16 protein-coding genes are annotated in these 17,855 nt (G+C 72.0%); 13 read left to right on the top strand and 3 right to left on the bottom strand.

Annotation, left to right across the window (positions count from 1 at the left end; all coding sequences use genetic code 11):
• The 4 genes from AOK15_RS07320 to AOK15_RS07335 all read left to right on the top strand — a co-directional run.
• On the top strand, window positions 1-224 hold a 224-nt coding region (locus tag AOK15_RS07320), incomplete at its 5' end, for a winged helix-turn-helix transcriptional regulator (protein ID WP_167738795.1).
• Window positions 225-523: 299 nt separating this feature from the next.
• Window positions 524-2,002, top strand: a complete 1,479-nt coding sequence (locus AOK15_RS07325) for a DUF2252 domain-containing protein (RefSeq protein WP_240508342.1) — start codon at window positions 524-526, stop codon at window positions 2,000-2,002.
• Between the two features lie 277 nt (window positions 2,003-2,279).
• Window positions 2,280-3,356, top strand: a complete 1,077-nt coding sequence (locus tag AOK15_RS07330; RefSeq protein WP_055514007.1) for a J domain-containing protein — start codon at window positions 2,280-2,282, stop codon at window positions 3,354-3,356.
• Window positions 3,357-3,476: 120 nt separating this feature from the next.
• Window positions 3,477-3,806, top strand: coding sequence for a rhodanese-like domain-containing protein (locus AOK15_RS07335; RefSeq protein ID WP_055514009.1), 330 nt, complete (start codon window positions 3,477-3,479; stop codon window positions 3,804-3,806).
• 95 nt (window positions 3,807-3,901) lie between these two features.
• On the opposite strand, the gene AOK15_RS07340 is transcribed toward AOK15_RS07335, so the two are convergent.
• Entirely contained in the window at window positions 3,902-5,092 is a 1,191-nt protein-coding gene (locus tag AOK15_RS07340; protein WP_055514011.1) for an acyl-CoA dehydrogenase family protein, read from the bottom strand.
• 332 nt (window positions 5,093-5,424) lie between these two features.
• Between AOK15_RS07340 and AOK15_RS07345 the strand changes: the two genes are divergently transcribed.
• Genes AOK15_RS07345 through AOK15_RS07355 form a run of 3 tightly spaced genes read left to right on the top strand, consistent with a single transcriptional unit; the run spans window position 5,425 to window position 8,640 of the window.
• Window positions 5,425-6,495 (top strand): DUF5819 family protein, encoded by a 1,071-nt coding sequence (locus AOK15_RS07345; RefSeq protein ID WP_055514013.1) that lies wholly within the window; start codon window positions 5,425-5,427, stop codon window positions 6,493-6,495.
• Entirely contained in the window at window positions 6,492-7,847 is a 1,356-nt protein-coding gene (locus tag AOK15_RS07350) for an HTTM domain-containing protein (RefSeq protein WP_240508343.1), read from the top strand. Before AOK15_RS07345 ends, AOK15_RS07350 begins: the two co-directional genes overlap by 4 nt.
• A gap of 19 nt (window positions 7,848-7,866) precedes the next feature.
• Complete coding sequence (locus AOK15_RS07355) at window positions 7,867-8,640, top strand: TrmH family RNA methyltransferase (protein ID WP_055514015.1); 774 nt, start codon at window positions 7,867-7,869, stop codon at window positions 8,638-8,640.
• A 180-nt stretch (window positions 8,641-8,820) separates the two neighbouring features.
• Here the strand turns inward: AOK15_RS07355 and paaN are convergent, their stop codons facing one another.
• The gene (paaN, locus tag AOK15_RS07360; RefSeq protein ID WP_055514016.1) at window positions 8,821-10,512 is read right to left on the bottom strand and encodes a phenylacetic acid degradation protein PaaN; all 1,692 of its coding nucleotides are present in this window, start codon (window positions 10,510-10,512) and stop codon (window positions 8,821-8,823) included.
• Window positions 10,513-10,659: 147 nt separating this feature from the next.
• On the opposite strand from paaN, the gene AOK15_RS07365 reads away from it, so the two are divergent.
• Together AOK15_RS07365 and AOK15_RS07370 are read left to right on the top strand one after the other, a co-directional pair.
• Complete coding sequence (locus AOK15_RS07365) at window positions 10,660-12,177, top strand: 3-hydroxyacyl-CoA dehydrogenase (protein WP_055514018.1); 1,518 nt, start codon at window positions 10,660-10,662, stop codon at window positions 12,175-12,177.
• Window positions 12,174-12,767: a TetR/AcrR family transcriptional regulator gene (locus AOK15_RS07370; protein ID WP_055514019.1), complete on the top strand. Its 594-nt coding sequence runs from the start codon at window positions 12,174-12,176 to the stop codon at window positions 12,765-12,767. The genes AOK15_RS07365 and AOK15_RS07370 overlap by 4 nt, the downstream gene beginning before the upstream one ends.
• A 127-nt stretch (window positions 12,768-12,894) precedes the next feature.
• On the opposite strand, the gene AOK15_RS07375 is transcribed toward AOK15_RS07370, so the two are convergent.
• Complete coding sequence (locus tag AOK15_RS07375) at window positions 12,895-13,380, bottom strand: Lrp/AsnC family transcriptional regulator (protein ID WP_055514021.1); 486 nt, start codon at window positions 13,378-13,380, stop codon at window positions 12,895-12,897.
• Window positions 13,381-13,569: 189 nt separating this feature from the next.
• On the opposite strand from AOK15_RS07375, the gene pdhA reads away from it, so the two are divergent.
• From pdhA to AOK15_RS07395, 4 genes are all read left to right on the top strand, one after another.
• On the top strand, window positions 13,570-14,703 hold the full coding sequence (gene pdhA / locus AOK15_RS07380; RefSeq protein WP_055514023.1) for a pyruvate dehydrogenase (acetyl-transferring) E1 component subunit alpha: 1,134 nt from the start codon (window positions 13,570-13,572) through the stop codon (window positions 14,701-14,703).
• Window positions 14,703-15,707 (top strand): alpha-ketoacid dehydrogenase subunit beta, encoded by a 1,005-nt coding sequence (locus AOK15_RS07385; protein ID WP_055514024.1) that lies wholly within the window; start codon window positions 14,703-14,705, stop codon window positions 15,705-15,707. The genes pdhA and AOK15_RS07385 overlap by 1 nt, the downstream gene beginning before the upstream one ends.
• Window positions 15,707-17,269 carry a dihydrolipoamide acetyltransferase family protein gene (locus AOK15_RS07390; RefSeq protein ID WP_055514026.1) on the top strand — a complete coding sequence of 521 codons (1,563 nt, stop codon included), beginning with the start codon at window positions 15,707-15,709 and terminating at the stop codon, window positions 17,267-17,269. Before AOK15_RS07385 ends, AOK15_RS07390 begins: the two co-directional genes overlap by 1 nt.
• 229 nt (window positions 17,270-17,498) lie before the next feature.
• Window positions 17,499-17,855 (top strand): NTP transferase domain-containing protein (locus AOK15_RS07395; protein ID WP_157870186.1); only part of this gene is annotated, 357 nt, incomplete at its 3' end.

Below are 17,855 nucleotides of genomic sequence, written 5' to 3' on the forward strand. Positions count from 1 at the left end.
GGGCGATCCCTGGCATCAGCGAGCGCATGCTCTCCGACCGCCTCACGGAGCTCGCCGGTGCCGGCCTCGTCCTGCGCGAGGTCAACGAGGGGCCGCCCCTGCGGGTCACCTACCGCCTGACGGACGCCGGCGCCGCGCTGGACCCGGCGCTCCAGGAGCTCGCCGCGTGGGCGAAGGTCCATCTGCCGCGGAGTTGGCCTTGTGCGGGGGCGGGGCGGGAGTAGGACGTCGGGCGGTGTGGCTCGGTGAGATGTGGTGCGGTGCGCCGTGGTGCAGTGCGGTGCGGCGCCGTGCGATGCGGTGCGGTTCTCGGCTGGGGCCGGGAGGCGAGGCCGTGGAGTGAGGCCCTGTGGGGTGAGGCCGACACGGCGCGCTGGTGGGGACGGGGTTCTCGGGGTTATCCACAGGCGGGAAGGCAGTCGCGGCGGAGTTGTCCACAGGGTCTGACGCGTTTCGGCCACCGGCTGTACCGTCATCACGAGTTGATGTTCGTGCGGGGACATGTGCGGGGGAGGCGGTCGCTGTGATCGAAGACGGTGTGACGGCGTCGGGGACCGAGTCGGGGACGGCGGCGGCCGAGTCCGAGTCCGAGTCCGAGTCCGAGGGCCGGGCGGGGCAGGAGCGGGTGCCGTGGGTGCCCGGGTTCGCACGGTGGCCCTCGCAGGGATCGCCCAAGGAGGAGGGCAAGGCTCTGCGTGAGCGGGTGCCGCGCAGCACGCACGCGGACCTGACCCTCACCACCGACCGGCCTGACGCGGTGACGGCGGTCGAGGAGTCCAACCGTGGCCGCATCGCCGCGCTCACCCCGATAAGGGTCGGCCGGATGGCCGCCACCCCGTTCGCTTTCCTGCGCGGCTCGGCCGGCCTCATGGCCCACGACCTCGCCCGTACGACGATGACCGGCATCGGCACCCAGATCTGCGGCGACGCCCACGCGGCGAACTTCGGCCTCTACGGGGACGCCCGCGGCGGGCTCGTCATCGACCTCAACGACTTCGACGAGACCGTGCACGGCCCCTGGGAGTGGGACCTCAAGCGCCTCGCCACTTCGCTCGTGCTCGCCGGACGTGAGGCGGGCGCGGACGAGGACACCTGTCGCAAGGCGGCGCTCGACACGACCGGCGCCTACCGGCGCACGATGCGGCTCCTCGCCAAGCTCCCCGCCCTCGACGCGTGGAACGCCATCGCCGACGAGGAACTCGTCTCGCACACCGACGCGCACGACCTGCTCGGCACGCTGGAACGGGTCTCGGAGAAGGCGCGGGCCAATACGAGCGGACGCTTCGCGGCCAAGTCGACCGAGGCGGTGGAGGGCGGCGGGCGTCGCTTTGTGGACGCCCCGCCGGTGCTGCGCCGGGTGAACGACGCCGAGGCCGCGGTGGTCGCCGCCTCCCTGGAGCAGTACCTGACCACGCTCTCGGAGGACCGCCACCCGTTGCTCGCCCATTACGCCGTGCACGATGTGGCGTTCCGCGTGGTCGGCACCGGCAGCGTCGGCACCCGCTCGTACGTCGTGCTGCTTCTGGACCATCGGGGCGAGCCGCTCGTGCTTCAGGTGAAGGAGGCCCGCCCTTCCGCGCTGGAACCGCATCTCGCGACGGCCGGTTTCGACGTTCCGACCGTGGCTCACGAGGGCCGCCGTGTGGTCCTCGGCCAGAAGCGCATGCAGGTGGTCAGCGACAGCCTGCTGGGCTGGACGACCGTGGACGATCACCCCTTCCAGGTGCGCCAGTTCCGCAACCGCAAGGGCAGCGTCGACCCCGCGGCCCTCGCGGCCGACCAGGTCGACGACTACGGCCGGATGACCGGCGCCCTGCTGGCCCGTGCCCACGCACACAACGCCGACCCCCGGCTGATCGCCGGCTACTGCGGCAAGAACGAGGAGCTCGACGAGGCCGTCGCGACGTTCGCCGTCACCTACGCCGACCGCACGGAGGCGGACCACGCGGACCTGGTGGCGGCGATACGGGCCGGACGGATCGAGGCCGAGGCCGGGGTGTGACGTGGGCCGGGGCCGGGGTGCGACGAGAGCTGGGGCGACAGGGTTCGGCGAGCGGTAGCGGGTGTGGTCGGTTCGGGTTGATTCTCGCTCGGAGGGTGCGGTCGGCTCGGGTCGGTTCCTGGCTTGGGCTCGAGGCTGACTCTTCGGTCGGTTCTCAGTTTTCGGTTCTCGGTTCGGTCGGGGCGGCGGGAGCTGTCCGAGTTCGTCGTTCCCGGTCGGGCGGGGTGCCTTCGGGCGGGCTCGGTGGCGCTCGGAGTCGTGGCCTAGGCTGGGTCGGGTGACGAGCCCGGAAGCCGATCAGACCCAGTCCGAGCACCCCGCCGAGCCCGTGGAGCCCGCTGGGGGCCTGGGGCAGGGCGAGGGCACCTCCGCCGAGGGCGCGGAGCCCTTGGAGGCCGGGGCGGGTTCCGCTTCAGCCCAGAGTGCGGCTCCGGCCGAGGGTTCCCCTTCGGTCGAGGGCGCGGCGGCCGGTGACGGCACCGGGGGCGAGCGGCCCGAGGAACGGCTGGAGCGGGCCGTGCGGGCGGCCGAGCAGGCATTGATCGAGTACGAGATCGCGGTGGAGACCTTCCGGGTCGAGGTGGAGAACTTCTCCCGGTTGCACCACCAGAAGCTCGGACCGATGTACGCCCGGCTCGACGAGCTCGACGCCCAGATCGCCGAGGCCAAGGCCGCACGGACCGGCGACCCCGAGGACGTGCGCAAGGCGCAGGAGGCGCGGGCGCGGGTCATGCCCATGCCGGGCGTGGAGGAGCTGTTCCACGGCTGGATGGACTCGGAGGGCCTGTTCCCGGAGGCCGCGGCCATGCTCACCGACCAGGCCGTGCGGCCTCCGGAGCGGGTGCGACCGAGCGACGAGGCCCGCCGGCTCTACCGCGAGCTGGTCCGCAAGGCTCACCCCGATCTGGCCCAGGACGACAAGGAGCGCGAGCGGCGCGACGCGTTCATATCGCGGGTCAACGCGGCCTACGGGCGGGGTGACGAGACGCTGCTGCGGGAGCTGTCGCAGGAGTGGGCCGCGGGCCCCGTGCCGGAGGAGCGCAGGCCCAGCCGCAGTGAGGAGCTCTACGCCCGCCTCGAATGGCTGGCCCAGCGCAAGGAACTGCTCACCCTGGTCGCCCGCGAGCTGGAGGAGGGTGCCATCGGTTCCATGCTCCGCATCGCCCCGGACGACCCCGACCGCCTCCTCGACGAGATCGCCGAACAGTTGCTTACGGAGGTCGCACAGCGGGAGGCGGAGCTGGCGGGGCTGCTCGGCGAGGGCGGTCAGGTCGGTCAGGAGGGGCACGGTGGCCAGGACGGCCACGAGGGGCATGTCGGCCAAAGCGGTCAGGGCGGTCAGGAGGGCCCCTGACGGTCGGGGCGGTCAGGGTGGCCACGCCGGGGAGGCCGGGCGGGGCCAGTAGACGGGGTACGGCGGCGGTGTGGGCGTGTGCGGTCGGGTAGCGTCGTAGGCATGCATTTCGGAGCTGGTGTGCCCACGGTCAAGGTCGGGGACCTCAAGGACGACGACTTCCTGCTCGACGTCCGGGAGGACGACGAGTGGCAGGCGGGTCATGCCGAAGGGGCGCTGCACATCCCGATCAGCGAGTTCGTCGCGCGGTACGGCGAGTTGACCGAGGCGGCGCCGCAGGACGGCAGGGTTCATGTGATCTGCCGTTCGGGCGGGCGTTCGGCGCAGGTCACCATGTACCTGGTCCAGCAGGGCATCGACGCCGTGAACGTGGACGGCGGGATGCAGGTCTGGGCGGCCGCCGGGCGGCCGGTGGTGGACGCCAAGGGCGAGAGCGGGTTCGTTCTCTAGGTTCGGAGAGTTTTCGAGGTTCAGGGGCGCGCGGCTTGTTTCGCGCGCCCCTTTGGTCGGTGTGCACGGCGCTCGGCCCAGCGGGTGGGCGGTGTTCAGCCCAGCGGGTGCGCTGCCAGTAGGTCGCCCAGGGACTCCTCGTGGGTCGCTTCCGGGCCTAGCGAGAGTTCGAGGTGCTTGGCCCAGGCGTGGTAGCGGTGCAGGGGGTAGTCGACGTCGGCTCCGAAGCCGCCGTGCAGGTGTTGCGCGGTCTGCACGACCCGCCGTACGCCCTCCGAGGCCCAGATCTTCGCCACGGCTACGTCCCCGGACGAGGGCAGGGCGCCTGTTGCTCCGGAGCTGATGCGCCAGGCGGCCTGCCACAGGGTGGCCTCCATGGCGCGGAGGTCGATGTACCGGTCGGCGGCTTGGACGGCGACGGCCTGGAACGAGGCGATCGGGTGCCCGAACTGCTCCCGCTTGCCGGTGTATTCACCGGTCATGGTGAGGACCCCCTCCCCCAGCCCGAGGGCGAGCGCACAGGTGCCGGTGGTCAGCAGTTCGCGAAGCCCTTCCCAGGCGCCGTCCGCGTCGATGACGTCCCGTGCGGCGATCCGGGCCGAGTCCAGCCGCAGCTCGGCGAGGCGCTCACCCGCCGTCGAGATCTGTTCGGCGAGGACCACGCCCTCGTGGACGCGGGGGACGACGGCGAGCAGGACGTTGTCGGTGCCGACCGGTGCCATGGCGGTGTGCTGGGCTGCGGTGAGCCCGGCGTCCCCGGCCACGGCCGTCGCCGGTACGACGATGTAGTCGGCGTTGTACGCCCAGGGCACCGCCGTCTGCACTCCGTCGAGGACCCACGCCCCGTCGGCGTCGCGCTGCGCGGTGACCGCCAGTTCGGCCGGGTCGTGGCCGGTGCGGCCGTGCGCGGCGACGCTCAGGACGACCTCGCCCCGGCCGATCCGGGTGAGCAGGTCGGTCCTCGCTTCCTCGCTGCCGTACGTCTGGATGGTCACGGCGGCCGCGCTGCTCTCCAGCAACGGCACCCGGGCCAGGACCTTCGCCGACTCGCGCAGCACCAGGCACAGCGCGATCGTGTCGAGCCCAGAGCCGCCGTAGGAGGGGTCCAGCAGGAGGCTGAGCAGGTCCGCGTCGGCCAGCCGCGTCCACAGGGCCCGGTCGAAGTCGTCGGCCACGGCCCCCGGAACGAGCGAAGGGCTCGGCACTCCGTCCGGTGCGACCCCGGCGAACACCGCCCTCGCCGCCTCGGCCGCCGCCTGCTGCTCCTCGGTGAAGGTGAAGTCCACGGTTCCGCCCTTCCATGTCGCCGATGACGGGGCGTCAAGATAGAACAGGTTCTAGAAGAAGGGAATGACGTGGCGGGACCGGAGAGGGGGTCGGCTGTGGGCCGGTGAGGTCCGGACTGTTCGGCTGCTCACGTTCGGCTGCGTCGGCTGCTCACCTCAATGGTGGAGCACTGCGCCGTAAGGTGTCCGAGGCTGTGGATAACCTCGTGGGTGCCGTGTGATCGGTGTGACGATGTGACTGCTGTGGCCACCGGGACTGTGCCGGATGCGCGCGGCTGAGTAAGTTCCGGTGGGGAAACGGACCGGGAGTGGGAATCGGGGAGCGGGGCGGAATGGACGCGTACGACGAGGTCTCGAACGCCCGGCGCGGGCCGGACGAGCCCGGGGGCTCCGCTTCCACAGGCCCCGGCTACGCATCCGTCGACGGTGGCGACGGCGACGCCGCCGACAAGGACGCCGACACACCTGCTCCCGCTTCCACACCTGTCCCGGAAACCGGCTCCGTATCGCAAACCGGCTCCGTCCCGGAAATCGGCTCCGTCCCGGATGGCGACTTCGCCCCGGATGCCGACTCTCCCTCGGTTGCCGGGTCCGACAGCGTCGCTCGCGCACCGGTTCCGGCTCGTGCTCCGGCGTGGGCTGCGCGGCAGAGTCCGCAGACCCAGCCCCTTCCGTACGCCCCGCACACCCCGCCGCCTTCGGACGACGCCCTCGCCTCGCCGCAGCCGCCGCCCCCCACCGCGTCCGGCATAGCCGCGCTCTCGCTGCCGTACCAGATCGTCGTGGCCCTCGTGCTGGCCGTCGTGGCCGTGGTGGCCTGTGTGCACGTCGGGATGGTGTTTCTGCATGTGGCGCCCTCGAACACGATGACGAAGCAGCACGGTCAGGCGGTGGACGACTGGGTGTACCCGGAGTTCGAGCAGAACTGGAAGCTGTTCGCGCCGAACCCGTTGCAGCAGAACATCGCCGTGCAGGTCAGGGCGGAGGTCCGCAAGCCGGGCGGCGGTTTCCGTGAGACCGGCTGGTACGACCTCTCCGCGCTGGACGGGGCTTCCATCGACGGCAACCTGATGCCCAGCCATACCGACCAGAACGAGCTGCGTCGGGCCTGGGACTTCTATGTCTCCACGCACGACACCGAGAACCGCGCGACGAGCTCACGCGGTGAGCTGTCCGAGCGCTATCTGCGCCGCATCGTGGTGATGCGCCTCGACCGTGAGCTCGACGGGGAGCGGGTCGGCGGCTCCGATGGGGCCGTCGAGCGGATACAGGTCCGGTCCCGTACCACCAATGTCCCGGCGCCCGAGTGGAGCGAGGAACAGGTGTCCGACAAGCCCGTCATCCGGGAGCTGTCCTGGTGGTCGGTGACCGACCGCGACCGCACGGAGGCGAGCGCCGAATGAGCTCCACGAATCCGGCCGGTCCCACCGCTGGCGCCGGCCCAAACGAAGGGACGCGTCCGGCGGGCGGGCCCCTGGCCCGTCTCACCGCTGTCATCGGCTCCGGGATCGCCCGCGTCACCGACAACGCGCTGGGCCCGTACCAGAGCGCGATCGTCCGGATCGGCTTCGCCGGGACCTGGCTGCTGTTCCTGCTGCGCGAGTTCCCGCACCGGCGTGAGCTGTACGGGCCGGACGGGCCGTGGAGCTGGGACCTCGCGCACGAGTTGATCGCGAGCAACGGCGCGTTCACGACCCTGATGTGGTCGGACGGCATGGTGTGGTTCGAGATCGTCTACGCCCTCGCCGTGCTGTCGAGCCTGATGCTGCTGCTCGGGTGGCGCACCCGCACCGCGAGCGTGCTGTTCATGGTGGGCGTGCTGTCGCTGCAGAACCGCAGCGTGTTCATGGGCGACGGCGGCGACAACGTCATCCACCTCATGGCGATCTATCTGGTCTTCCTCCGCTGCGGCCAAGCCTGGTCCCTGGATGCCCGGCGCGAACGGCGCACGCGCGAGCGCCTGGAGCGGGAGGGCTTGGAGCGGGAGGGGCTGGAGCAGGAGGCCGCGGTGCGGGCGGACCGGGTGGGCCCCCTCCTGTGGTGCGCGCTCGGCTTCGTGCTGCTCGTGGCGACGTTCGGCGGTCTGGTCCCCGGCGGCTTCGGGGGTGGCTGGCTGACCATCTTCTGGGGACTGTGGGTGGTGCACGGGGTGTGGTGGGCCGTGCACCGGATCGAGTCGGACATCCGGCCCCGCGTGCTGCTCGACATCGTCGGCAACCTCGCCCACAACGCCGCCCTGGTCGTGATCATGGCCGAGGCGTGTCTGATCTACGCGACCGCCGGCTGGTACAAGATCCAGGGCTCGCGCTGGCAGGACGGCACGGCCGTCTACTACCCGCTGCACCTGGACTACTTCTCGCCGTGGCCCGCGCTCTCCGACCTGATGACGTCGAGCGGCACCATGGTGATGCTGGTGACGTACGGGACGGTCATCGCGCAGGTCGCCTTCCCGTTCACGCTGTTCAACCGGCGCGTCAAGAACGTCCTGCTCGCGGTGATGATGACCGAGCACGCGGCGATCGCCCTCGTCCTCGGTCTGCCGTTCTTCTCACTCGCGATGATCGCCGCCGACGCCGTGTTCCTGCCGACATCGTTCCTGAAGCGTCTGGGCGGCTGGGCGGCACGCGCGCGTGACGGCGTGGTGCGTCGGATGCCGCTCGGGCGCGGCCGCGGCCGGCCTGGTCGGTCCGAGAAGGAGGCGCCATCTCCGGAGCAGGAGACGGCCGAGCAGGCGCACGTAGGCTTCACCGCATGAACGATCCGGTGAGCGCGGTATGAGCGCGCCCCAGGCGGGACCGGCACACGGGGACGGCGATCCGGTACGGACCTGGCGCCGTCTCGCCGACACCTCCGTCCTGCTCGACGGCTTCCACGCCCTCAAGCACGCCCTGCGCTTCGGGGCGGAGGTCCCGGTGGCGGTCGCCGTCGACCGGGCGGCTGCCCTGGCGCTCGCCGACGACCTGGCGCCGGACGTGCGGGAGCCGCTGACCGCGCTGCTCACCGAAGTGCCGGAGGAGACGTACCGCACGCTCGTGCCGCGCCCGCACCCCACGGCCGTCGCCGCCTTGGCCGTGCGCCCCGCGCGCGCGACCCATCTGGCGGCGCTCACGCACACCCCGCGCACCGCGCCCGTCGTCGTGCTCGACAACCCCCGCAATCTGGGCAACGCCGGGGCCGTGATCCGGCTGGCCGCCGGCTTCGGCGCGACCGGGGTGGTCACCACCGGCACGCTGGACCCGTGGCACCCCACGGTGGTGCGCGGCGGGGCCGGGCTGCACTTCGCGACCGCCGTGGAGCGGCTGGAGGTGGCCGACCTGCCGTCAGGCCCGCTCTTCGCCCTCGACCCCGAAGGGGACGACATCCGGGCCCTGAAGCTGCCGGACGACGCGCTGCTCGCCTTCGGCTCCGAGCGCAGCGGGCTCTCCGCCGAGCTGCGGGAGCGTGCCGACCATCTGGTGTCCCTACCGATGCGCCCCCAGGTGTCCAGCTACAACCTGGCGACGAGCGTGGCGATGACGCTCTACCACTGGAGCATCGGCGCGGTCTGAGCGCGGGCGCCCTCCGAGCGTCCGGGCGCCTTCTGGGCAAAGGCGCCTTCTGGGCAAAGGCGTCCTCCGGGCAAGGGCGCCGTCCGAGCACGGTGACCTCCGCGTGCGCGTGGCCCGTCCGAGCACACGTGGCCCGGTGCCCCCTGAGGGACACCGGGCCACAGGTCGAACGGGTGTGCGTTACGCCTCGCTGCGGATCTCGACCATCCGGAAGCGGTTGGCGACGAACGCCGCGTCGCACAGCGCCGCGTTGGCCGCCGGGTTGCCCCCGGAGCCGTGGAAGTCGGAGAACGCCGCGGTCTGGTTCACATAGACCCCGCCCGTGAGGTTCAGCGAAAGCTGCGCGCACTCCTCCAGACAGACTTCCTCGACAGCGCCCGCGACCTCGTCGGAGGTGGTGTACGCCCCGACGGTCATCGCGCCCTTGTCGGCGATGGTCCGCCGCAGCAGTTCGACGCCGTCCGTCGCCGAGTCGACGGCCACCGCGAAGGACACCGGCCCGAAGCACTCGCTCATGTACGCGGCCTCGTCGTCGGGCTTGGCGCCGTCGAGCTTCACGATCACCGGCGTACGGACGACGGCGTCCGGGAACTCCGGGTTGACGATCTCGCGGGAGGCGAGGGCGACCTCGCCGAGGCCGGCGGCGGCCTCCAGGCGGGCCTTCACATCGGGGTTGACGATCGCGCCGAGCAGGGCGTTCGCGCGGGCGTCGTCGCCGAGCAGACCGCCGACGGACCTCGCGAGGTCGGTGACGACCTCGTCGTAGGACTTGGCGCCCACGTCGGTGGTGATGCCGTCGCGGGGGATCAGCAGGTTCTGCGGGGTGGTGCACATCTGGCCGCTGTACAGGGACAGGGAGAAGGCCAGGTTGGAGAGCATGCCCTTGTAGTTGTCGGTCGACTCCACGAGAACCGTGTTGACGCCGGCCTTCTCCGTGTAGACCTGCGCCTGGCGGGCGTTGGCCTCCAGCCAGTCACCGAACGACGTCGAGCCCGTGTAGTCGATGATCCGGATCTCGGGGCGCGTGGCGAGGGTCTTGGCGATGCCCTCGCCGGGGCGCTCGGCGGCCAGCGCGACCAGGTTCGGGTCGAAGCCGGTCTCGGCGAGCACCTCGCGGGCCACCTGCACGGTGAGCGCGAGGGGCAGGACCCCGCGCGGGTGGGGCTTCACCAGGACCGCGTTGCCGGTGGCGAGGGAGGCGAACAGGCCCGGGTAGCCATTCCACGTCGGGAAGGTGTTGCAGCCGATGACCAGCGCGATGCCGCGCGGAACGGCCTTGAACCGCTTGTCCAGCTTGAGCGGGTCGCGCTTGCCCTGGGGCTTGGTCCACTCCGCCTCGTCCGGGGTGCGGACCTGCTCGGCGTAGGCGTAGGCGACCGCCTCCAGGCCCCGGTCCTGCGCGTGCGGGCCGCCGGCCTGGAACGCCATCATGAACGCCTGGCCGCTGGTGTGCATGACGGCGTGGGCGAACTCATGGGTGCGGTCACTGATCCGCTTGAGGATCTCCAGGCACACCACCGCGCGCGCCTGTGCGCCTGCGTCGCGCCACGCGCGCTGGCCGGCCTTCATGGCGGGCAGCAGCGTGTCGACATCCGCGTGCGGGTAGGTGATGCCCAGTTCGATGCCGTACGGGGAGGTCTCGCCGCCCACCCAGTCGTCGGTGCCGGGCTGGTCGAGGTCGAGGCGGGTGCCGAGCAGCGCGTCGAAGGCGGCCTTGCCCTCGGCCATGCCCAGGCTGCCGTTCTCGCCGTACGCCTTGGGGTGCTCGGGGTGGGGTGACCAGTACGCGCGGGTGCGGATCGCTTCCAACGCCTGGTCGAGCGTGGGCCGGTGCTTGGCGATCAGGTCGTGCGCGGACAGTTCGGCGGCCATGCGTGACCAACTCCTCACGTCAGGGACTCTGCGTCGAGGCCTGACCTGGGCAGCGACAGGAGGACAGAGTTAGAGTAACCGAACGATCGGTCGGGACAAGGGGGTCCGCCGCATCTGTGGACAACCCCGTGCGGGAGGATCGCGCACATGACAGGACTCGACCTCAGCAGCCCCGTGGCCGTCGTCGGCACCGGCACCATGGGCCAGGGCATCGCCCAGGTCGCGCTGGTCGCCGGCCATTCCGTACGCCTGTACGACGCCATGCCCGGCCGCGCCCAGGAGGCGGCCGAGGCGATCGGCGCCCGGCTCGACCGCCTCGTGGCGAAGGACCGCCTGGCCGCCGGCGACCGCGACGCCGCCCGCGCCCGGCTGCACCCCGCGCGGGACCTCGCCGACCTCGCGGACTGCGCCCTCGTCGTCGAGGCCGTCCTGGAGCGCCTCGATGTGAAGCAGGAGCTGTTCCGGGCACTGGAGGACGTCGTCGACGACGACTGCCTGCTCGCCACCAACACCTCCTCCCTGTCCGTCACGGCCATCGGCGGCGCCCTGCGCAACCCCGGACGCTTCGTCGGCCTGCACTTCTTCAATCCGGCGCCACTGCTGCCGCTGGTGGAGGTCGTCTCCGGGTTCGCCACGGACGTCACGTCCGCCACGCGCGCGTACGAGATGGCCCGCGCCTGGGGCAAGACGCCGGTCGCCTGCGCCGACACGCCCGGCTTCATCGTCAACCGCATCGCACGGCCGTTCTACGCGGAGGCTTTCGCGGTGTACGAGTCGCAGGCCGCCGACCCCGCGACCATCGACGCGGTGCTGCGGGAATGCGGCGGCTTCCGGATGGGCGCCTTCGAGCTGACCGATCTCATCGGGCAGGACGTCAACGAGTCCGTCACCCATTCCGTGTGGCAGGCGTTCTTCCAGGACATCCGGTTCACGCCCTCGCTGGCCCAGCGGCGGCTCGTCGAGTCCGGCCGGCTCGGCCGCAAGACGGGCCAGGGCTGGTACGACCACGCGGACGGCGCCGAGCGCCCCGAGCCGCACACCGCCGAACCCGCCCGGGCGCCCTCGTACGTCGTCGTCGAGGGTGACCTGGGGCCCGCCTCCGACCTGCTCGCGCTGATCCGGGAGGCCGGCATCGGGGTGCGCGAGGAGGACGAGGACCACGGCACGCGGCTGGTCCTGCCGAGCGGCGGGCAGCTGGCCCTCGCGGACGGGCAGACCTCCGTGGAGTTCCGCGACGTCGTCTACTTCGACCTGGCGCTCGACTACCGGCGGGCCACCCGGATCGCCCTGTCGGCGTCCCAGGACACCTCGTCGCAGACGCTCACCGAGGCCATCGGGCTCTTCCAGGCCCTCGGCAAGGACGTCAGCGTCATCGGGGACGCCCCGGGCATGATCGTCGCCCGCACGGTGGCCCGGATCGTCGATCTCGCGCACGACGCGGTGGCCAAGGGAGTGGCGACGGAGGAGGACATCGACACCGCGATGCGGCTCGGCGTCAACTACCCGCTCGGACCCTTCGAATGGGGCCGCAAGCTGGGCCGGAACTGGGCGTACGCCCTCCTCGACGACCTGCATCTGCGCGACCCCTCCGGGCGCTACGCGCCGTCCCTCGCGCTGTACCGCCACGCCTACGCCTCCGACAAGCGGGAGGGGACCTCCTCATGACCACCGCCAAGCGCGACACGTACACCCCGGAAACGCTCCTCTCCGTCGCCGTGCAGGTCTTCAACGAGCGTGGCTACGACGGCACGTCCATGGAGCATCTCTCCCGGGCGGCCGGGATCTCCAAGTCGTCGATATACCACCACGTCAGCGGCAAGGAGGAGCTGCTGCGGCGGGCGGTGAGCCGGGCGCTGGACGAGCTGTTCGGGATCCTCGACGAGGAACCCGCGCGCGTGGGGCGGGCCGTTCAGCGGCTGGAGCACGTGGTGCGGCGCATGGTCGAGGTCCTCATCGGTGAGCTGCCGTACGTGACGCTGCTGCTGCGGGTGCGCGGCAACACCGACACCGAGCGCTGGGCGCTGGAGCGGCGCCGCGACTTCGACCACCGGGTCGCCGAGCTGCTGAAGGCCGCGGCCGCCGACGGGGACGTGCGCGGGGACGTGGAGATGCGGCTGGCGACCCGGCTGGTCTTTGGGATGATCAACTCGATCGTGGAGTGGTACCGGCCGGACGGGCGCGGGATGGGCCAGCGCGAGGTGTCCGAAGCGGTGGCGCATCTGGTCTTCTCGGGGCTGCGCGCCCAGCAGGACTGACCGACTGACCTCATTCGGCCGGATTTCACCACCGTATGTCGATCGCGCGCCCGATGTATCAGGGCATGCGCCCGGGGTGTGTACCTGAGGGTGTGCGCCCGTGAGTGTGCCCGGAGGTGTGTGCCGGTCAGCCCTCCGGCTCGACGTGCTCCTCCTCGAAGACCAGCAGCGTGCGGGTGCTCAGGACCTCCGGGATGCCCTGGATCTTGGTGAGGACGACCTCGCGCAGGGCTCTGTTGTCCGCCGTGTGCACCAGGAGCAGGACGTCGAAGTCGCCGCCCACCAGGGCGATGTGGGCGGCGCCGGGGAGTAGGCGCAGTTGTTCGCGGACGGTGCGCCAGGAGTTCTGCACGATCTTCAGCGTGATGTAGGCGGACGTGCCCTTTCCGGCGCGTTCGTGGTTCACACGCGCCCCGAAACCGCGGATCACGCCGTCCTCGATGAGGCGGTTGATGCGGGCGTAGGCGTTGGCCCGGGACACATGGACCCGTTCGGCGACGGACCGTATCGACGCGCGGCCGTCGGCCTGGAGCATGCGCAGGATGTCCTGATCTATGGCGTCCAGCGGTCTGGGGGGCGGCAGGGCCGGGCCGTGCTCCGGCGGCTCGGCCATTTGTTCAGGTGCCATGTGCCCCCGCCTCTCTGCCATGGACGTGTTGCGATCATTTGAGGCTGTGCAGAACCGTTTGTCCACAGCCTTGGGGTGCCTGTAGCCAAAATGCGTCATCGACCGAACAATCGGTAGGTGAGACGTGTCACAACCGTGCCGCGTCCCCGAGCCACTCCCACGAGGAGGTGCCGTATGACGGTCATGGAGCAGCGGGGTGCGTACCATCCGACACCGCCCCCCGCCTGGCAGCCCCGCACCGACCCCGCGCCCCTGCTGCCCGACGAGCGTCCGTACCGCGTACTCGGTACCGACTCGGCGGCTGACGTCGACCCCGCGCTGCTGCGCCGCCTCTACGCGGAGCTGGTGCGGGGTCGGCGGTACAACACGCAGGCCACGGCCCTGACCAAACAGGGCAGGCTCGCGGTGTACCCGTCCAGCACCGGCCAGGAGGCCTGCGAGGTCGCCGCCGCGCTCGTCCTCGAGGAGCGCGACTGGCTCTTCCCGAGCTACCGCGACACCCTCGCCGCCGTCGCCCGCGGCCTCGACCCCGTGCAGGCACTCACGCTGCTGCGCGGTGACTGGCACACCGGCTACGACCCGCGCGAGCACCGCGTCGCGCCCCTGTGCACCCCGCTCGCCACCCAGCTCCCGCACGCCGTGGGTCTCGCGCACGCCGCCCGCCTCAAGGGCGACGACGTGGTCGCGCTCGCCCTGGTGGGCGACGGCGGCACCAGCGAGGGCGACTTCCACGAGGCGCTCAACTTCGCCGCCGTCTGGCAGGCCCCGGTCGTCTTCCTCGTCCAGAACAACGGCTTCGCGATCTCCGTGCCGCTGGAGAAGCAGACCGCCGCCCCGTCCCTCGCCCACAAGGCCGTCGGCTACGGCATGCCGGGCCGCCTGGTCGACGGCAACGACGCGGCCGCCGTGCACCAGGTGCTCGCCGAGGCCGTGGCCCACGCCCGCGCGGGCGGCGGCCCCACCCTGGTCGAGGCGGTGACGTACCGCATCGACGCCCACACCAACGCCGACGACGCCACCCGCTACCGCGGCGACGCCGAGGTGGAGACCTGGCGCGCGCACGACCCGATCACGCTCCTGGAGCGCGAGCTGACCGAGCGCGACCTCATCGACGAGGCCGGCATCCAGGCCGCCCGCGACGCCGCCGAGACGATGGCCGCCGATCTGCGCGAGCGCATGAACCAGGACCCCGTGCTCGACCCCATGGACCTCTTCGCCCATGTGTACGCCGAGCCCACCCCCCAACTGCGCGAGCAGGAGGCCCTGCTGCGGGCCGAGCTGGCGGCGGAAGAAGAAGGGGCGCACTGATGACCACCGTCGCTCTCAAGCCCGCCACCATGGCGCAGGCGCTCACCCGGGCCCTCCGGGACGCCATGACCGCCGACCCGACGGTGCACGTCATGGGCGAGGACGTCGGCACCCTCGGCGGGGTCTTCCGGGTCACCGACGGACTCGCGAAGGAGTTCGGCGAGGACCGGGTCATCGACACCCCGCTCGCCGAGGCGGGCATCCTCGGCACGGCCGTCGGCATGGCGATGTACGGGCTCCGGCCGGTCGTGGAGATGCAGTTCGACGCGTTCGCCTACCCGGCGTTCGAGCAGCTCATCAGCCATGTCGCCCGCATGCGCAACCGCACGCGCGGCGCCATGCCGCTGCCGATCACCATCCGGGTCCCCTACGGCGGCGGCATCGGCGGCGTCGAGCACCACAGTGACTCCTCCGAGGCGTACTACATCGCGACTCCGGGTCTCCACGTCGTCACCCCCGCCACCGTCGCCGACGCCTACGGGCTGCTGCGTGCCGCCATCGCCTCCGACGACCCCGTCGTCGTCCTGGAGCCCAAGCGCCTGTACTGGTCGAAGGACTCCTGGAACCCCGAGGAACCGCAGGCCGTCGAGCCGATCGGCCGCGCGGTCGTGCGCCGCGCGGGCCGCAGCGCCACGCTCATCACCTACGGGCCGTCCGTGCCCGTCTGCATGGAGGCCGCCGAGGCGGCCACGGCCGAGGGCTGGGACCTCGAAGTCGTCGACCTGCGCTCGCTGGTGCCCTTCGACGACGAGACGGTCGCTGCGTCCGTACGGCGCACCGGGCGGGCCGTCGTCGTCCATGAGTCCAGTGGCTTCGGCGGGCCGGGCGGCGAGATCGCGGCACGGGTCACCGAGCGCTGCTTCCACCACCTGGAGGCGCCCGTGCTGCGCGTCGCCGGGTTCGACATCCCGTACCCGCCGCCGATGCTGGAGCGGCACCACCTGCCCGGCGTCGACCGGATCCTCGACGCGGTCGGGCGTCTGCAGTGGGAGGCGGAGAACTGATGGCACAGGTCCTGGAGTTCAAGCTGCCCGACCTCGGTGAGGGGCTCACCGAGGCGGAGATCGTCCGCTGGCTGGTCCAGGTCGGCGATGTCGTCGCCATCGACCAGCCCGTCGTCGAGGTCGAGACGGCCAAGGCGATGGTCGAGGTGCCGTGCCCCTACGGCGGTGTCGTCACCGCCCGCTTCGGCGAGGAGGGCACGGAACTGCCCGTCGGGGCGCCGCTGTTGACGGTGGCGGTGGGAGCACCCGTCGTCGGCGGGTCCACGGGCTCCTCGGGAGCCGCGGGTGCCGTACAGGGGGCGGAATCCGCGGGGAAGGCCGAGGGCTCCGGGAACGTGCTGGTGGGATACGGCACTTCGGAGGCGCCGAAGCGCCGCAGGAGGGTTCGGCCGACGCCTCCGGCGGGTCCGACGCCTCCGGCGGGTCCGACGCCTCCGGCGGGTCCGACGACCCCGGCGGGTCGGACGACCCCGGCCAGTCCGGTGGCTCCGACGACCTCGACCCGGGCGACCGCTCCGGCGGCTTCGGCGGGGGCCGCCGGCGCGGCGGTGAACGGTGGGATGACCGCCGTGGTCGCCGAAAGGGCGCTCGCCGACGCCACTCAGCTCGCGTCCGACCTGGTGCGCGACGACGGTCCCGTGCCCGTGATCTCCCCCCTCGTCCGCCGTCTCGCCCGCGAGAACGGGCTCGACCTGCGGAAACTGCATGGATCGGGCCCCGACGGACTGATCCTGCGGGCCGATGTGGAGAAGGCCCTGCGGGCCGGCACCGCCGGTGCCACGACGTCGCCGGCCGCCCCCACGGCCGTCGCGCAGCCTGCCCCGGTGTCCGCCGGTGTGCCCGTCGCGGTGCCCGCGCGGGCCGAGAGCGGCGCCGGTACCCGTGTCCCGCTGCGGGGTGTGCGCGGTGCCGTCGCCGACAAGCTGTCCCGGAGCCGGCGCGAGATCCCGGACGCCACCTGCTGGGTGGACGCCGACGCGACGGAACTGATGAACGCCCGCGCGGCCATGAACGCGGCCGGCGGCCCGAAGATCTCCCTCCTCGCGCTGCTCGCCCGGATCTGCACCGCCGCGCTGGCCCGTTTCCCGGAGCTCAACTCGACGGTCGACCTGGAGGCCCGCGAGATCGTGCGCCTCGACCAGGTGCACCTCGGGTTCGCCGCGCAGACCGAACGAGGGCTCGTCGTGCCCGTGGTGCGGGACGCCCACGCGAGGGACGCGGAGTTGCTCAGCGCGGAGTTCGCCCGGCTCACCGAGGCCGCGCGGACCGGGACGCTCACCCCCGCCCAGCTCACTGGTGGCACCTTCACGCTGAACAACTACGGCGTGTTCGGCGTCGACGGCTCCACGCCGATCATCAACCACCCCGAGGCGGCCATGCTCGGCGTCGGCCGTATCGTCCCGAAGCCATGGGTCCACCAGGGCGAGTTGGCGGTACGGCAGGTCGTACAGCTCTCTCTCACCTTCGACCACCGGGTGTGCGACGGCGGTACGGCGGGTGGCTTCCTACGCTATGTCGCGGACTGCGTCGAACAGCCGGCGGTGCTGCTGCGCACGCTCTGACCTCGTACGTCGCCCGGTCCAAGGCCGCCGACCCCGCCTCCGGCGTCGGCGGCCCCCGCCGTCGTCCCACGGGTCTTGCGGTGCCGACTTTCGCGAGCGGCCATGATCGCCCGGCGTTCCCGGGCATCGCCTGGCCTCCCTTGCCCTCGCTTCACATCCCCCGGGCATCACCGGCATCACCGGGCGTCCCCGCGTTCCCTGTGATCGCCGGGGCCCTCATACTCGGGGGATGACCGCGTACGAGTCGCCGGACGGCCCCGGTACCGAGGCGTACGACGCCGTCGTGCTCGCAGGGGGCGCCGCCCGGCGGCTCGGCGGCGCGGACAAGCCCGGGGTGCGCGTCGGCGGACGGGCCCTGCTCGACCGGGTGCTGGCCGCCTGCGCGGGGGCCCGGACGACCGTCGTCGTCGCCGACCCCCGGCCCGCCGCCCGTCCCGTGCTGTGGGCCCGCGAGGAACCCCCCGGTGGCGGCCCTCTCGCCGCGCTGGACGCTGGGCTCCGCCGCACCACCGCCCCGTATGTCGTCGTCCTCTCCGCCGACCTGCCCTTCCTCGCCGAGGAGACGGTACGGCGGCTGCTCGACACC

Origin of the sequence: Streptomyces ossamyceticus (genome assembly GCF_001418475.1) — a bacterium.
In the GTDB taxonomy this organism is placed as follows: Bacteria; Actinomycetota; Actinomycetes; order Streptomycetales; family Streptomycetaceae; genus Streptomyces; species Streptomyces ossamyceticus.

Bases quoted from the DNA above. Each gene is read 5' to 3' on its own strand.
- AOK15_RS07370 (WP_055514019.1), top strand. From the start codon at position 12,174: ATGACCACCGCCAAGCGCGACACGTACACCCCGGAAACGCTCCTCTCC.
- AOK15_RS07385 (WP_055514024.1), top strand. From the start codon at position 14,703: ATGACCACCGTCGCTCTCAAGCCCGCCACCATGGCGCAGGCGCTCACC.
- paaN (WP_055514016.1), bottom strand. From the start codon at position 10,512: ATGGCCGCCGAACTGTCCGCGCACGACCTGATCGCCAAGCACCGGCCC.
- AOK15_RS07350 (WP_240508343.1), top strand. From the start codon at position 6,492: ATGAGCTCCACGAATCCGGCCGGTCCCACCGCTGGCGCCGGCCCAAAC.
- AOK15_RS07365 (WP_055514018.1), top strand. From the start codon at position 10,660: ATGACAGGACTCGACCTCAGCAGCCCCGTGGCCGTCGTCGGCACCGGC.
- AOK15_RS07390 (WP_055514026.1), top strand. From the start codon at position 15,707: ATGGCACAGGTCCTGGAGTTCAAGCTGCCCGACCTCGGTGAGGGGCTC.
- AOK15_RS07375 (WP_055514021.1), bottom strand. From the start codon at position 13,380: ATGGCCGAGCCGCCGGAGCACGGCCCGGCCCTGCCGCCCCCCAGACCG.
- AOK15_RS07355 (WP_055514015.1), top strand. From the start codon at position 7,867: ATGAGCGCGCCCCAGGCGGGACCGGCACACGGGGACGGCGATCCGGTA.
- pdhA (WP_055514023.1), top strand. From the start codon at position 13,570: ATGACGGTCATGGAGCAGCGGGGTGCGTACCATCCGACACCGCCCCCC.
- AOK15_RS07345 (WP_055514013.1), top strand. From the start codon at position 5,425: ATGGACGCGTACGACGAGGTCTCGAACGCCCGGCGCGGGCCGGACGAG.